This is a genomic window from Variovorax sp. W2I14 (assembly GCF_050435205.1).
Taxonomy (GTDB): Bacteria; Pseudomonadota; Gammaproteobacteria; order Burkholderiales; family Burkholderiaceae_C; genus Variovorax; species Variovorax paradoxus_C.
In genome coordinates this window covers 3,228,866-3,244,463 of sequence record NZ_JBNDJX010000001.1, presented here as the reverse complement: position 1 = coordinate 3,244,463, position 15,598 = coordinate 3,228,866, and the positions used below count along the sequence as shown (strand labels likewise).

The 15,598-nt window shown below is 61.6% G+C and carries 11 protein-coding genes and 6 tRNA genes; 13 read left to right on the top strand and 4 right to left on the bottom strand.

Annotated elements, in window-relative coordinates; translation table 11 throughout:
- Window positions 1–17: 17 nt before the first annotated feature.
- The 6 genes from QF040_RS15280 to QF040_RS15255 all read left to right on the top strand — a co-directional run bounded on the left by QF040_RS15280 (window position 18) and on the right by QF040_RS15255 (window position 732).
- Window positions 18–95, top strand: a tRNA-Pro gene (locus tag QF040_RS15280).
- A gap of 16 nt (window positions 96–111) precedes the next feature.
- Window positions 112–187 (top strand) — tRNA-Trp (locus QF040_RS15275).
- A 16-nt stretch (window positions 188–203) separates the two neighbouring features.
- Window positions 204–279, top strand: a tRNA-Glu gene (locus tag QF040_RS15270).
- A 98-nt stretch (window positions 280–377) separates the two neighbouring features.
- Window positions 378–453: transfer RNA gene (locus QF040_RS15265), tRNA-Asp, on the top strand.
- A 112-nt stretch (window positions 454–565) separates the two neighbouring features.
- A tRNA-Cys gene (locus QF040_RS15260) sits at window positions 566–639 on the top strand.
- A 16-nt stretch (window positions 640–655) separates the two neighbouring features.
- A tRNA-Asn gene (locus QF040_RS15255) sits at window positions 656–732 on the top strand.
- Window positions 733–740: 8 nt separating this feature from the next.
- Here the strand turns inward: QF040_RS15255 and QF040_RS15250 are convergent.
- Together QF040_RS15250 and QF040_RS15245 are read right to left on the bottom strand one after the other, a co-directional pair.
- Window positions 741–878, bottom strand: coding sequence for a hypothetical protein (locus tag QF040_RS15250; protein WP_429611744.1), 138 nt, complete (start codon window positions 876–878; stop codon window positions 741–743).
- A gap of 37 nt (window positions 879–915) precedes the next feature.
- Window positions 916–2,139 carry a hypothetical protein gene (locus tag QF040_RS15245; protein WP_429611743.1) on the bottom strand — a complete coding sequence of 408 codons (1,224 nt, stop codon included), beginning with the start codon at window positions 2,137–2,139 and terminating at the stop codon, window positions 916–918.
- Between the two features lie 483 nt (window positions 2,140–2,622).
- Between QF040_RS15245 and QF040_RS15240 the strand changes: the two genes are divergently transcribed.
- The 7 genes from QF040_RS15240 (at window position 2,623) to QF040_RS15210 (ending at window position 12,739) form a co-directional block, all read left to right on the top strand.
- On the top strand, window positions 2,623–5,466 hold the full coding sequence (locus QF040_RS15240; protein WP_429611742.1) for a type VI secretion system Vgr family protein: 2,844 nt from the start codon (window positions 2,623–2,625) through the stop codon (window positions 5,464–5,466).
- Window positions 5,467–5,474: 8 nt separating this feature from the next.
- Window positions 5,475–6,311: a hypothetical protein gene (locus tag QF040_RS15235; RefSeq protein WP_429611741.1), complete on the top strand. Its 837-nt coding sequence runs from the start codon at window positions 5,475–5,477 to the stop codon at window positions 6,309–6,311.
- Between the two features lie 27 nt (window positions 6,312–6,338).
- Window positions 6,339–9,128, top strand: a complete 2,790-nt coding sequence (locus QF040_RS15230; RefSeq protein ID WP_429611740.1) for a T6SS effector BTH_I2691 family protein — start codon at window positions 6,339–6,341, stop codon at window positions 9,126–9,128.
- 3 nt (window positions 9,129–9,131) lie between these two features.
- Window positions 9,132–10,127 carry a DUF6708 domain-containing protein gene (locus QF040_RS15225; protein ID WP_429611739.1) on the top strand — a complete coding sequence of 332 codons (996 nt, stop codon included), beginning with the start codon at window positions 9,132–9,134 and terminating at the stop codon, window positions 10,125–10,127.
- Window positions 10,128–10,388: 261 nt separating this feature from the next.
- Entirely contained in the window at window positions 10,389–11,204 is an 816-nt protein-coding gene (locus tag QF040_RS15220; RefSeq protein ID WP_429611738.1) for a hypothetical protein, read from the top strand.
- Window positions 11,205–11,288: 84 nt separating this feature from the next.
- Window positions 11,289–11,693, top strand: a complete 405-nt coding sequence (locus QF040_RS15215) for a hypothetical protein (RefSeq protein ID WP_429611737.1) — start codon at window positions 11,289–11,291, stop codon at window positions 11,691–11,693.
- Window positions 11,690–12,739 (top strand): DUF6708 domain-containing protein, encoded by a 1,050-nt coding sequence (locus QF040_RS15210; protein ID WP_429611736.1) that lies wholly within the window; start codon window positions 11,690–11,692, stop codon window positions 12,737–12,739. The genes QF040_RS15215 and QF040_RS15210 overlap by 4 nt, the downstream gene beginning before the upstream one ends.
- 48 nt (window positions 12,740–12,787) lie before the next feature.
- On the opposite strand, the gene QF040_RS15205 is transcribed toward QF040_RS15210, so the two are convergent.
- Window positions 12,788–14,668: an Ig-like domain-containing protein gene (locus tag QF040_RS15205; protein WP_429611735.1), complete on the bottom strand. Its 1,881-nt coding sequence runs from the start codon at window positions 14,666–14,668 to the stop codon at window positions 12,788–12,790.
- A 272-nt stretch (window positions 14,669–14,940) separates the two neighbouring features.
- Window positions 14,941–15,522 carry an HD domain-containing protein gene (locus tag QF040_RS15200; protein ID WP_429611734.1) on the bottom strand — a complete coding sequence of 194 codons (582 nt, stop codon included), beginning with the start codon at window positions 15,520–15,522 and terminating at the stop codon, window positions 14,941–14,943.
- Between the last annotated feature and the right edge of the window lie 76 nt (window positions 15,523–15,598).

Here is a 15,598-nt window from a genome sequence, read left to right as displayed (position 1 = left end):
TCTTGTTCGATTTTTCTCTGGGTGTAGTGTCAATCTGGTAGACGGCCTGCCTTGGAAGCAGGAGGCTGCAGGTTCAAATCCTGCCACTCAGACCAATCATTTTTTCATCACGCGTGTGTAGCTCAATTGGCAGAGCACTGGACTCCAAACCCAGCGGTTGAAGGTTCGAATCCTTCCGTGCGCGCCACCTGTTTCTCATCAACGTCTCGTTCGTCTAGCGGTCAGGACCCCGGGCTTTCATCCCGGTGATCGTGGGTTCGAATCCCACACGAGGCTCCAGTTCGATGGCCCTTCGCCTGATGGCCCTAGGCACCGGTTTTGATCCCGGCATCCAAGACTCGAACCCTTGGGGGCCTGCCATCGTTTTCTTTCTCTTCGTTCCGCTAACTCAGTGGCCAGAGTGCCTCCCTGTCCAGGAGGAAGCCAGGGGTTCGACTCCCCTGCGGAACGCCACATACAACTTGGATCGTGAGCAGCACTGGCGACTGCAGCGGGCTGTAACCCCGTCTCTTCGGAATACTTCGTTCGACTCGAAGACGATCCACCATTCATTGATTGCTTCTTCGGCGCGGTAGCAAAGCGGCCATGCAGCGGATTGCAAATCCGCAGACCCCGGTTCGAATCCGGGCCGCGCCTCCATTCCTTTGTTCTCTTTTCCCCGGTAGCTCAGCTGGTAGTAGCGGCGCACTGTTAATGCGCAGGTCACACGTTCGACTCGTGTTCGGGGAGCCAGTTGATGGTCATTTCTTGCTCTGCATGCGGCTGATGATCTTGCCGGTCTCGTTGCCTTCCTCGCGGCCATCGGGATAGCGGCGGATGTAGTCGAACACCTTCGCCTGAGACACCTTGACCATCTGTCCGGCGTGCAGGCCCGGCACATCGACGGGCTCGTTCTTCAGCAGCCCGTCGATCGCGTCACCGGGCCAGCGCGTGACCTCGACCCCACATCCACTCGTTGCCTCCGCGCCTTGCGAAGGCCGCCTTCACGAGGATGTATTCACCCGGCTGCAGTCCCTTGTTGAAGGCCTCGCGCAGCTTGGGCAATTGCGCGACTGCGGTCTTGCTGGCGGCGATCACTTCGTCGTTGTGCTGCAGGCGGGTGACCGAATCTTCCTCGGCGCCGAATGTGGCAATCAGCAAGGCGGTTTGACGCGCGTAGCGGTCGGGCCCGGGGTAACGGTCGAACTGAATCTCGTAGAGGCGGTTCTGTGGATCGCCGCTTTCCCACTTGCCGCTCACCAGCGAAAGCTTCGCGACCGCCGCGGCATTGGTCTTCTGATTCGAAAGGTGGGCGTTGCGCAGGCCCGCATGCCGGATTGCGCGCGGGTCCAGGTCGTACTGGCCTGCGCACGCAAGGCTGGCGCCTTCGACCATCGCTTGAGAGAACATGACGACCAGGCTGCCCATCGACTTGCTGCTGGACCACGAGAAATCGCTCACCACCACATCGGGCAGGCCGAACTTCACCATGCCCAGCGTGATCGCGCGGACCATGTTGTCGCTGCGGTATGCATGGATCGTCGTGTGGTCTGCCACGTTGGGGATGCCGTTTGCCCAGGAGTCGATGCGGCGCTTGCGCCATTCGTCGGGGGTGAAGAGCTCGCGCGTTTCTTCGTCCCACAACAAGCCATTGGTGTCGCGCGCGACCTGCAGGGCCAACTCGGTTGCCTTGAAAAGCGCGGTGCGAGCCTGCGGTGCCTGATGCGCGAAATCGAGAATCAATGCCTTGTCGGCGTTCTGCAGGGCTTCGGCCTGCTCCCGCGAGAGGCCGTAGCCGAAGCGTTGCAGCATGTCCATGCTGGGCGGCCGGTACTCCTTTTGCACTGTGGTCGTGTTCCAGTTCGCGAAGACCACCGCCTCGCGCACCGAGGCCGGCGCAGGCATGGTTGCGGCGAGCTTCGGCGCGCCATCGAGCGTTGCGATGCGGTTGCGCAGCGCCGTCATCGGATCCGTTGTGGGGCGTGCCGGATAGTAGATGGCGAACTGGAAATGGATCGGCCCTGCAACTGGCGAGCCTGCGGGCGCGGGCTCGCCGGGGGTTGCGCGAGGAGGCGCTGCGCTGGCCGATGCAGCCATGAAGGAAGACACCAGGCAGGCGAGTGCCGCGGAGAGGAAGGAGGCGCGAAGCAGCTTGAGCATGGGCGCCATTCTCTGGTTTCACGCCGTCGGCGAGAAGCGAGGCACTGCCCATTCGCATCGTGGCGCGGGACACGGTGGAGGTCGAGATTCCAGGCTTGGGGCTGCTGCGCAATCGCTTCGTTGCCCAGCGGGACTGAGACGGCCGCGCTTCGGTGCACGGTGTTGTGTAGGGCTCGCCCCACAGTTATGTCGTGGTGATGGCGCTCTCGGTAATCTGAAAGTATCAACGCGGCGGAGCTGAGTCCGTGCTGCGTGCGTTTCGTCTTTGCCGAGAGGAATGCGACGGATATCATTTGCAAACTGCATGCAGCCTGCGGCTGCGCACGCGGTGCATTCGTGAAATAAAAAAGACAACAGACCGGCCCGGGATTCGCCCATCGGAGGCCGACAGAGGCAAGCAAGAGCGACGAATTGCGCCGAAGGATCACGGGGGAGGCGCCGCGGTATGCGGCGGTGGATCGAGAGTCACAGGGAGAGAGAGAAATGGCGGACTTCAACTCTGCGTCGCTGGGCGCACAGCTGCGCGCGAGTACTTCGCAGCGCGACCGCCTGTTAGTGCTGCATACGCCGCTGGGTGCCAACAAGCTCTTGGCCGAACGTCTTGATGGCGTGGAGTCTTTGGACGATGGCGGCTTCCGCTTCGAACTCACCGCGTTGAGTGACGACGCGAACATCGAACTCAAGACGTTGATGGGGCAGGGCGTGCGTCTTGATCTGCAGACCGCGCAAAGCCGCACTGACCTTCGCCCCTTCCACGGCCATGTGACCGAGGCCGAATGTGTTGCGAGCAACGGCGGCATGGCGCGCTACCGGCTCGTCATCGAACCCTGGCTCGCATTCCTGCGCCACCGCCAAGACAGCTGCCTCTTCCAGCACCAGAGCGTGTTCGACATCGTCGATGCCGTGTTCGCGCGCTACCAGAGCCAAGGCAAGCTCGCCGTGCAATGGCGCTGGGAGATCGCGCAGCGCGACATCTATCCCGTGCGCGGCATCACCACGCAGTACCACGAGAGCGACTTCGCTTTTGTTTCGCGGCTGCTGGCCGAAGAAGGCCTGTACTACTGGTTCGAACATGCGACAAGCAAGGACGGCAGCCTCGGTAGCCACACCCTCGTCATCGCGGACCACAACGGCGCCTTCCGCGCGAACACGCAAGCCACCATCCGCTTTCACCGCGCCGACGCGAGCGAGCGCGAAGACACCATCCAGCAATGGCGCGGCAGTCGCCAGCTGCAGACCAACAGCCTGGCGCAGCAGAGCTGGGACTACAAGAGCGTGAGTGCGAGGCCCGTGCAGCAGCAAAGCCGCGGCGCAGGCCAGCGCACCCTGCGGTGGAGCGATGACCCTGGTGCCTACGGTTGGGAGACTTCGGCCCAGGGCGAACGCCTCCTGTCCAACGCCCTGCAGGCCTTGGAGCTGCGCAACAAGCGCTTCGAAGGCCAGAGCGCCGTGCGCACCCTGGCACCCGCCACCACCTTCAGCCTGAGCGGTCACGAGCAGCATGACAAGGACAGCGAAGAGGATCGCCGCTTCGCGGTACTGGCCGTGCGCCACATCGCGCGGAACAACTTCGATGAAGACCTCAAGGCCGGTGTGAGTGAGCGCCTGGGCCTGCCGGACATCGCCAGCGTGTTCGATGCATCGCATGAGAGCGGCAACGCCACTTCCAGCCCCGACCAAGTCACCCACTACCGCAACGACTTCACGACCGTTCGCGCAGCCATCCCCTACCGCCCGCTGAGCGTGGACGGCCACGGCCAGCGCATCCACCCCAAGCCCAGCGTGCACGGCAGCCAGAGCGCCATCGTCATTGGCGTGGGTGAGAACGCTCCCGTGCACACCGACCGCGACCACCGCATCAAGGTGCAGTTCCACTGGCAGCGCGGCAGCGGCTCCAGCGCAAGACAACCGCGCCCCGACGGACAGGACAACGCCCCCGCGGCGGATCGATTGGGCGCCTGGGTCCGCGTGGCCGCCGGCGCGGCCGGCGACAACTGGGGCCAGGTCACCCTGCCGCGCGTGGGGCAGGAGGTGCTGGTCGAATTCCACCATGGCGACATCGACCGTCCCGTCGTCGTCGCGGCCCTCTACAACGGTGCTGGGCAGATCGATGCCCAGCACAACGAGAAGTCTGCGGGTGCGGCCCAATCGACCGGCAATGCGCCAGCGTGGTTCGCGGGCGAGGGCAAGGACGCCAAGGAGCATGCGCACAACGCTGTGTTCTCGGGCATCAAGACCCAGGAGCTGAGCGCCAGCCAGAGCGGCGATGGCGGCTACAACCAGTTGGTCTTCGACGACACGCCCGGGCAGGGCAGCACGAGCCTCGCGACCACGCAGGCTATGAGCCGGCTGCACCTGGGGCATCACAAGCAACAGGACGACAACGCGCGCGGCAAGGCGCGGGGGCACGGCGCAGAACTCGCGACGACGGCGCAGGGTGCCATCCGCGCTGGATCGGGATTGCTCGTGAGCGCCCACGCCCAGCAGAACGCCAAGGGTGCGTTCATGGCCAGCCGCGAGGCGCAGCAGCAGACCAAGCAGGCCGAAGAGCTGGCGACCTCGCTCGCGAAGAGTGCGCAGACGCAGAAGGCGCAGATCAAGGGTGAGGGTGCACCCGAACAACTCCCCGCCATCGAGGCGCTGAAGCACGTGTCCGAGGTGCTCGGGGCGACGCAGGAAGGCACGTCAGCAAGCGGTGCAAACGGCAGCGGCGGCGACATCAAGGCCACCGAAGGTGGCCAAGGCAGCGTCACCGCCTACAGCGAGCCGCACCTGCAGTTCAGCGCGCCGATGGGCATCGGCTTCGTCACACCGAAGGAGGCGATTGCCGTTAGTGGCAAGAACACCGCCATCGTCGCCAACCAGGACATCGACCTGCCCGCGCAAGGGCAGATCGCGGTGAGCGCGGCCAAGGGGGTGAGCATGTACACCGTGGGTGCGAAGGCTGCAGAAGACGGCGAGCCGAATCAGGAGCGCGGCATCACGCTGCACGCAGCGAGTGGCAGCGTGACGCTGCAGAGCCAGAAGGGCGCGACCAAGATCGCGGCCGACAAGACGGTGACGATCGCCAGCACGACGAAGAACGTCGACGTCGAGGCGCCCACGCACCTGTTGCTGACCAGCGCAGGGGCGTACATCAAGCTGGAAGGCTCGAGCATCAAGATCCATGCGCCGGGGAAGGTGACGTTCCGGGGGATGCACAACTTCGTCGGGCCGCAGGGTGATAGCAGCAGCAACGCGGCAGCCAAGAGAACGCTGACGCTGTGCGACTACAAGATGAAAAGCGCCGATGCGGGTGGCGACGCACTTGTATCGATACAGGCCTAACGAGCGTCATGGACCACCGGTTTCTTTTTGCGCACGATTACGCACTCATCAACCCCTTGCAGGTCGAGGCGTCAGCATGGGAGGCTTGGCCTGCCAAGCCGATTGCAGTGCCTCAACTGGGCACCCAGTCTCTCGTATTGCCGCGTTTGTTGAGTCTGCGTGTGTTAACTGATGCCGAATCCACGACGCTGTACGAGCAAGTTCTCAAGTGGGAAAAAGCCAACCCGGATCGTCCTTTTTTCACCGCGCTGTTTGCCACTGATTTGTCTGAAGAGCGAGTGTTGAATCGTTTGGGGAGCCGGTTTCTGCATCGTCGTACGCCCCAAGAGCATGTGTTGCTGCGGTGGTACGACCCCCGTGTCTTTTGCCACCTCTTGTGGCTGCTCGACAAGGCGCAGTTGGCCCAGCTTCTCGGGCCATTGCATGTCTGGTCATGGCGTGACGCCGCACGTGTCTGGCACCAGTACGAACGTGCGGCGATTCCCACGACCTTCGCTCTTTTCAGGCCGAGCCCCGCGCAATGGGCGACGCTGGGTCGCATTGGTGTGCTGAACCGCATCCTGGTCTATCTCGAGAGTGAATACCCAGGCCTGCAGGTGAAACCCGCACAGGCAGAGCAATTTCTGGCTCAGGCCTACGAGACCTGGGACATGGAGGACGAGTCCGACTGCCGCCTCTTCGTCGAGCAGGCTCTGTGCATTCATCCGGAAATCCATCAACACCCTGCAATACGCGAGCGCTTGCAGCAGGTGCGAAGGCGCGAATGCAGCTACGTCGGTGCCTGTGCCGATCTTGACCCAAGCGATCTGCAAAGCATGGCATCGCGATTCCCCGGTTCGCTCTGATGAACTTCAAAAATTAACGGAGTGCAAATGGCCTGCGACCCCTCTAAAAAATGTCCGATCTGCGACCAACAGGGCTTGGTCTTCCTGCCGGTGCGCTACAACCTGGCGCGCACGGACGGCGTGCAGGAAAAAGCAGCTGCGCCGAGTTTGAAGTTGCCGTTCGCCGCCACGAGCAGCAAGGTGCCTGGATCGAAAGCCGATTTGCCTGTCGAGAGCATCGAGTTGCCTGGAGGCAGTGCCAAATACACTCTGCGCCTCCTGCGACAAGGCTTTTTGTACGTCTACAACGAAAAGCGCAGGGAGTGGAAGGGCTACGCCGTCACCAAGGACGCTCACTTGGTTGAATACGACATGCGTTCCGCGCCGCCCAAGCTCGATGAAGCGGAACCCTGCGCGCGCATGGCCACTCAGCAAACGGGGCGCTACCTTGTGATTCCCGATGCGCATCGTCCTGACCTACTGGGAGACATCTGGCTGGCTTTTTCGCCCATTTCATGGACAAAGAGCACGTGGGACAAACACAAGTCCCTGGCGCATCGGGAACGCCACATGCGCCGTATCGACGCCAAGGCATGGGCGACAAGCGGATCCGCGCAGACGCATCTGGATGTGCTGTACGGCGCCAAGGACCAAGTGGCGGAATTTCACCTTGCCCATGGCTACCAAACCATCTCCCGCAGGGAGGGGCGTCTTTCCACGCCGGCAACGGTCACCGTGTATGCCGGCAACCAGCCGTTCGATCACAGCCTTGAGGAATGGATGCCGTGGACCCGCATGCAGGTAGATGCGATGGTCATGTCGGCCCGAGGTGCCGCAGGTCAGATCACCCCCGCCGAAAAGAGACCGCCGCCGGGCCTCGTGGCGTTGGACGACCCCATCGGCATGGTCGCTGACCTGAACCAGCTGATCATTCAGCAAGGAATGGATTGGGCCAATGAGCCGGACCGGCTGGAGAAATTCGAAAGCGCTCAAAGCCTCATGGCCGTGCGTGAAGCCATCAAGAATGGCGCAGTGACTTCCGAAGAAGCTTGGCGCAAGGACAAGGCCTTGCTGGGGCGTGCTTTCATGGGCACCATTTTTGGCCGTACCCATACTCAGCCGTTCATTCGGCCCGTGCAGGAGTGGGACGATGAATGGTTCAAGATCGAGGACGAAGAAGAAGTGCAGCGATTGGGGCGTGAGGCATGGGAAAAGTACGAAAAGCGCCTAAAAGGCAAGAACGACTACGAAACCTATTTCAACAAGACCTACCCCCGCGAGCTGAGAAAACTCACCCAAGACGTGCTCAAGCCCTTGGACGCGGCTTTCATTGCCTGGCTCGACAGCGCCATCTTCAAGCAGCACATGATCTGCAACTTCGACCCGCAGAGTGCCAGGGACGGCATGCAGTATCAGGAAGCGGCGCTGGCAATCCTGACCGACTCGCTTGGGCGCACAGCCATGTTCGAGCACGTGGGCAAGCTGCTTCGGCAAGACCCTGAAAACCCCGAATCCATTTTCATGCGTGCCTTTGTGTGGAATCTGGACGAAGCCGTTAAGCAATGGAAGGCTGCCAGCGAAAAGGCCGCCGAGCCAACTGAATGGTTGGGTGCATTCAGCACTTTTTATAGCGGACTCAAGGAAATTCTCGAAAAAGGCGCAAATGGTGGGCTGGACGGTAAAGACTTCTTTACCACCACCGCCAAATTGGTCTATCAAGCGGCGGGCTCGTTCACTCACATGATGGGCGAGGTGGTGGACAGCATTGCGGGCAAAGCCACGATGCTGATGCCCCACAAGCTCCAATTAACGCTCCTGGGCGCCGTGGCCAAGTCCGGCAACCCGAAGATGGAACTCATGGATTTGAGTGGCTACACCCATCCCAAACAGGCCGCACGCGCGCTGGCTGCTCAAGTGGCCGTCAAGGCCGGCATGTCGTCGTCACAGGGTATGCGCAGCGCTGCACGCGCGGTGCTGGAACCCAGCGTCAGCACGGATCGCGTCACAGGCACAAAGTTGTTCAAGTTCAACACGATTGTGTTGATGGACGGCGAAAAGCTGGAACGCATGAAGTCCATAAACCTGGAGTCCAGGGCGATGCAGAGCGTGCGCGCCGATGTAGTGGCCAAGGCTGTGCGTGCAGAAGATCTCGACCAATTGCTGTACCACAGCGTGGGCAAATTGGGCGGACTGGAATTCAAGACAGGTGTGGTGGCTCTCGTTCTTGCGGGGGCGAGCCTGCCCAAGCTCATCAAGGACCAGGAAGATGCGGCACCCGGCGGCGCCAAGATAGTCAAGACCACGGCGCTCGCCGCGGGCGTCATGGGGTTGCTGGGCAACGCCGTCGAGTTGACGGGGACGCTGATGAAAAACCTTCCTTGGGGTTCTCAGAAGCTGGCTCAACCCATGGGCCGTTTGATGATGGGTTCGACCACGCGCGCCGGGGTGGTCGCTGTAAGCGGAAAATGGCTGGGGGCCGCTGCCGGATTTGTGGCAGGCGCATTGACTCTGAAAGAAGGGATGGAGGATATCGATTTGGATTTCAATTACGGATTCGCCATGCTTTCAATTGGTGCCGTTTCAATGGCACTCGCCATATTTTTGCTGTTCGGCTGGTTTCTTCCATTTGCCGGTATTGCCTTCATTTTGCTTGCAATAGTGACGGTGATAGTGGGCTGTTTCAAACCAGACGACATAGAGCGCTGGCTCGACAAGACCCTGCACTGGGGAAAAAATGCCAGTGGAAAATTCTCATCCATGCTGGACCAGACCAACGCCATCAAGGCGTTGCGAGAGGCAGCTCAAAAGGCAGCTCTCGAAGCAGCCAAGGCAGGCTGACCCATGTTGACCGGCTGGTATCCGCAATTCTCAAAAAATCGTCCGCTGACTGCGCAGGAGGAAACAGACCATCTCCCGTTCGGGCGCAAGCAGGACGTCATACCCGAAGACGGCGTGGGATTGATCCACTTCAATTCGACCTGGATGGAATTCGTCGATCGAGGATTCAAGATCAAGGGGAGCTCGGCGACCCTGGCCTTCCTGTTTTGCGAATTGATCGTTCTTGGCGCTTTTTTTGGCGGCATTTTCCTGGCCGTTAGATCGACTCAAGAGTTCTCAGTCGCGACGTACGTCATATTGGCTGCGGGTGAAGGCACGTTCCTCTTCCTCGCCTATTTCGTCTGGAAGAATTTGCTTCGCTTCGACCTCTTTGCCTATACCCACAACCCTGTTCGATTCAATCGCAAGACCGGCAAGATTCACGTCTTCCGCCATAACGGCCCCGGTGGTGTGCTGAGCATGCCTTGGAATGACGCCAGCCTCTATTTCCACATTGGGCACGGCATGCAAAACAAGGCGCTGCGCGACCTGCGCTGCCATGTGCTCGATGCAAGCCAATCGGTTCAGGACACCTTCACCGTAGGTCATAGCACCGACGAAGACCTGCGCATCCGGGAGCAATGGGAATTCATCCGACGCTACATGGAACAGGGCCCTGCCCACGTGGTCGACGATCCGCTCGACGGCGTGATCACCCTTTCGCTCAAGTCGAGCTGGAAGAACTGCTACATGTGGGTGTGCTTTGCCTTGGGGCAAAGCCTGTTTCCGATGCGGCATGTGCTGTTTCCGCTGTACGGCGCGCTCACCCTGACACGTTGGCTGAGCTTCAAGACCTGCAAAGAGCCCGTGTGGCCCACTGACATCCAGGCCGAAGGCGCCATGGAACCCGGTGATCCGCATCATTGGCCCGAGCCCGAGTTCATGGGCGCTTTTGCCGAAGACGATGCGATCTACCAGCGCGCAGTCCGCCGCAATGAACTGCGCAAGCCGCGGCCTTAAGTTCAGGCATCGAGCGAAGGCTGAGAGGGCACCAGAGGTGCAAGCGAACGGAGTAGGGGAGGGGCGGGCGTCACCCGCGTCGTGGTGACCTCGACCTCACGCCCCACTCCGCTCATCGCCAGTGCCCGCTACGAAGTGATTTGCGCATTCGCCTGGAGGCTCGGCCGACAAGTGACCGCAGAGTATTTCGAAAAAAGGCGCCGTGGAGGAATTGACCGAACTTGAAAAGGCTGCCCAGGCTGTTGGGGCTGGAGGTTGAACATGCGAGCAAAGAACGCTTTGTCTGACAACGATCAGGCCGACATGTTTTTGATCGAAGGAGTGCTCAGCGAATTGCATGTGGAGCATGGCGTGGAGAACCTGTTGCAAAAAATCAGCCGTCACTACAGGGGACGCAGTGTGTTGACAGGCGCGGCTGCTGCGGCGAGCGGGCTGTTCGGGCAAACGGCCAACGCTGCCATGCTTGCGATGTACGACGGGGAAGCAACACAAAACTTTGCCTGCATCATCAACGGCCAGGTCGTGTGCGGCCAGTTTTCAGGTGCCCAACTGCTTCAGGAAGGAAGCCGGGTGCGAGTGGCGGCCTCACACAAGGGCGACGTGATCGTCGCGCGCGGCATCCTGGATGAACGGCAGGGATTGGTGTGGGTCGCGCATGCCTGGGGGGCAGGGGCCGAGAAGGCCGCCAACTGGAAAATGGCGTGGTGGTTCTTCGGCCTCGGCAATGCTTTCTTTGCGGCTACTTATTGGTTTATCGGAGGGCGAGGCAGTTTTCTCGAGAACCAGCTGCTGTATCTGGCCGGTCTGGCAGTTCTTTGCTTCGGCATGGCCCTCTGGGCGAACAAGGACATGCAGGCACTGGCTGCACCATCTACTGAAGTGTTCAGATTGCTTGGATTTGCAGAGCCCGCCAAGGTCAACCTCAACCGTTATCTGCTTTCCATTGTGGGCAAGATGGGGCGCACGCCCGATCGACCGGGACGGCCCTCGGTTTCGAACATGTTGGACGAGGACATTCGCAACGTGCACGATTACAAGCAAGCCGTCGAAGATGGCCGGGTGGCGATGGTGACTTGATGGCCATCGGGTCCCGCGACGCTCAGATCAAGACCCACTCCGATCCCGCGAAGACACAGCCGTCTCATCTGCATATTGGGCACGTTGTCCGCGCCATCGGATGCCCCGTCGATCGTGAAGGTCGATTGCCTCTTCAGCGCCTTCTGCTCGAACGCATCGAAGATCGTGAATCAGTTCGCCATCCGCAAACGCCCCGGTGCCGAGGCTTTCAGCAGCGTCGACTTCGCGCTGTTGGAGCAGGTGAATCCGCTCGCCCAGTTAGGGGCTGCCACCATGACGCCAAGCGAAATGGAGAAATGGGCCAAGCGCACTCGCTTCGGCAACAGATCCAGCGGCAAGTTCAAGAGCTGGGCAGAAGAGGAAGCCGAGCTGAACAAGTTGTTCTCGCCGCCGGAGAAGAAAGCACCTGCAGCGCCGAGCATCCCAACCATGATCTTCCCGATCATGATTCCCGGCAATGAGCCACCACCCGGGCCACAAATGGCATGAAAGAACTCAAACTTCTCAAGCACGGCGAGCGCGTGCGAATTGAATATCAGGCCCCCTCTGGAAGCGCCGAAGGTGCGATGGGCGCCAGCACCGAAGAGGAGCGTCCTGGCGGAAAAGTCTCCGGAATCGTCAAACGATACCGAAAGGACCGAACGGCTGAAGGTTTCCCGCAAGCACTGGGTTGGATCAAGGCAACTTACAAAGATGCCGTTAAGTACACGGGAATGACGAAGGAATTGCGCGGGTACGGATTCTTCTTGGCGGTGTTTTTTGGGGGAGTTGGGTTTGCAGTAAGCGTGATAGCAGCGATCGATTTTTTCACGACCAACGATTGGTTTCTTGCGCTGCTTGATGCGGTATTTGGTCCTGTAGCGCTGGTTTTCGCGCTTTGGATAACGACCTTCGGCTTGCGCATCGATCTATTTAAACCAACAGACCTTCCGATCATCTTCGACCGCAAACACGGCAAGGTCTATCGCATCCTGCGCGAGGAGCAACCCGGTTGGCGCGGCCTTTTCAAGCCCTGGCCCGTGCTGGCTTGCGAGTACGACTGGGAGCTCGTCGATGCCGAGCACGAGGCGGAAGTGCTCTCAACGGGTGCGACCGTCGTGCGCAACCATTTCCTGATGTTCATCGTGCGCAAGAGTGCGAGCGATCCGACCATCATCGACAGCTTTCAGATCGCCAATGCCAGCTCCCTGAGTGAGCATCTCGTGCCGGCCGTGTGGGAGCACATTCGTCGCTTCATGGAGGAGGGCGGCCCGCATCTACCGTCGCTCACCGAGCCGTTGGCCAATATGGAAGCGCCGCTTGACTGGTGGCACAGCGTGGGTGCGACCGGCCCCTTTGGGCCGGGCTATATGAAGCGCTGGAACGAACAGCCTGGGTACATGTGGTTCATGCACCTGGCGCTGCCGGTGACCCTGCCGATGTTTCTGCTATGGGGAACGGGAAATTGGTTGAGCTACAAGACCGCGATCACCGTCGATTGGCCACAAGAGGTGAAGCGCGCTGTAGGTCCGAGCATGAAGTCGGAACCAGTATGAAGAGCGCTCAGGCGGGCGACTGGCCGCACCGAGACGATCGATCCGATCTCAAGACCCACTCCGATCCCGCGAAGCCACAGCCGTCCGCACCTTCGGCACAGCTACCACCGCCGCCGGCGCTGCCGCCTGCGTCATCAGCTGCTCAGCCACATCCTTCTCCCCCTCCTTCAACGCCAACGCCCGATACGGCGTGATCTGCGCATTCACCTGCATGTTCGCCGACACGCTAGCGATGTTCCCCATCGCATCCACAGCCCGCGCCTCGATGCTCGCGTAGCCAGCCGCCCCCGGCGTCCAGTTGCACGTATACGGCGCCGCCTTCACCGTGCACAGCGTCTTCCCATCCACGATGAACTGAAGCTCCGCAATGCCCGAGTTGGCTTGCGCCGCGGCTGACAGCGTCGTCGTCCGGCTGACGCCCGTCGCCGCTGGCACAGCCACCGACACCACAGGCGGCGCCACATCCGCAGGCGCATTCACCATCACATTCGCAGTCGCCATCGCCGAGTTGCCCGCCGCATCCACGCCGATCACACGAATCGTCTGCATGCCCGGCGTCATCGGCGTCCAGGTGCAGGTGAAGGGCGGTGCTTCGAAAGTGCAGATCGGAATGCCATCGGCCCCTGCCACCTTCACGCCCCACACGCCCACGTTGTCCACCACGGCCGGCGCGATGGTCACTGGCTGCCCCAGCGTGGCCATCGCGGGCGCTGACACCGACACCGTCGGCGGCACGTTGTCCACGCCGCCCAGCGACATGTCGATCGTGAACGTCGATTGCCCCTTCACCGCCTTCTGCTCGAACGCATCAAAAATCGTGAACCAGCTCGCCGTAGGCGAACGCCCGGGCGCCGATGCCTTCACCAGCAGCGTCGATTTCGCGCTGTTGAAGCAGGTGAAGCCGCAGGCCCAGTCGAAAGAAAAGCGCCCCGCCTCATCCACCACGCCCTGCGCCAGCAACACCATCGGCTGCTCCGTCGATGTGCCCGCATTGCGCCACACCGACACCTGCGCGCCCGGCAATGCGGCGCCCGTTCCGCGATCGGTGATGCGCACCTGCGTCGCCGTCGTGCCCGCCATGAACTTCGAGGTGCCGTACTTCGGCCAATCGCTCCAGTCGGTGTTGATGTTCGCCTTGGTGCCCGCGGTGAAGCGGATCATGTTCAGCGTGATGACGCGGTTCGTCGCCGGGTCGCGCCGCTGCTCGAACACCGTGCCCAGCAGCGGATCGAGCCGCCAGCTCTGGCGCGTCCACCAGTAGCGGTCGGTGTCGCTCATCAGCGCCAGGTCGGCCTGCGGTGCGGTGCCGGTGGTGTCTTTCACCGCCGAGGCGTTGTAGTACTCGCCCGCGCCGGCGCCGAACACGTGCTCCAGTTCGTGCAGCAGCGTCTTGAGCTGGCGGCCCAGGTAGTCCTTTTCGGTGGACTCGGGCGCGGCCTTGGTGATGTCGCGCGACAGCCGCAGCGGGTCGTGAATCGCGATCCAGTTCAGGTTCCAGGCCACGCCCTTCTGCGGAAAGGTCCAGCTCGCGGCAAGGCCGCCGTGGCTGTAGCCCCGCGCCGACTTGGAGATGCACACCGCGATCTCCCCGTTCACCAGGCCGTTGTGGCTGCATGCCGGCGCATCGGCAGGGGCGATCAGCTGCAGGTCGTTGACCGGATCGAAGACGAAGCTGCGCACCGTCTCGCGCGTGAACACCGTGTTGACGTCCGCCACGTACTGCGCCAGGCGCCGGCCGGCTTCCGCGGCGCCGATGCCGTCGGCCAGTTGCGGATCAACGAAAAGCTTCAGCCGATGGATGCTGGGCGTGGCCTTGCCGACTTCGTTCAACCCGGCCCAGGCGGCCGGCGGGCCGAAGAACACGGCGCAACAGCCAAGCACCACACCGAGGCGACGCGCACCTGCAATCAGCGAAAAAGAAGTGCGCATCGAACACGTGAAGTTGTTTCAAAAATGTAAGTTTAGTGTGTGGAAAGTGTCACAAGCATCTGTTACTTACATTACAGAAACACTTTTTGTGTGTTTTATGCAACTTAAATGTAGATGGGAGCCGAGTCGCGACCGACGCCAGCAGCAGCCGGCGGGGCGGAACTCAGGTGATCAAAGTGCGGGGCTGGGCGGTAGAGCGGCGTCAGTGACGCTCTTGGTCACCGCGGGCCGCGTGTGATCGCACCGCGAGGCAGAACCTCGCTCTCCCTGCGCTATCGGTGGATCGGCGCCGCCGACATCCTGCGCCGCGTGGCGTCGTCGAGCAGTTCGCGCAGCGTGCTGAAAAGCGGCGCGGTCCCCGTGTGCTTGCGCCCGTACTCCAAGTTGAACGCGTAGTCGAAGTCGTCCGGATTCGCGCCCTGGCTGTGCTGCAGGATCGTCTCCAGCTTGTCGAGCGCCTTCACCGCCTTGGCCTCGGGCGAGTCGGCGGCTTCGTACTCGTCCCACGGCGCGAGCAGTTCGCCGCGCAGCTTGGCATCGAGCGGCGCCATCAGCGTCAGCAGATCGTTGCGCTCGCGCTCGCTCTTGTCGGGATGCGCGTGTTGGCTGATCGCCGGAATGTCGCCATGAATCGCCTCGCCCAGGTCGTGCACCACGCACAGCTTCAGCACCCGCAGCAGGTCGAGCCCGGCCAGCTCTTCTTCGAACGCCATCGCCATCAGGCACAGCCGCCAACTGTGCTCGGCCGTGCTCTCCGCGCGGCCGGAGGAGGTGTGGCCGCTGCGCAGCACGTCCTTGAGTTTTTCCGCCTCGCGCAGGAAGGCGAGCTTGCCCTTGAGTTGCTCGATGTTCATCGGCGGGGATCGTAGGGAGGCGATGGGGCGATGTCCACGCATGAGATATGCGCGCGCGCGTGGCGTGGCGTGCCGG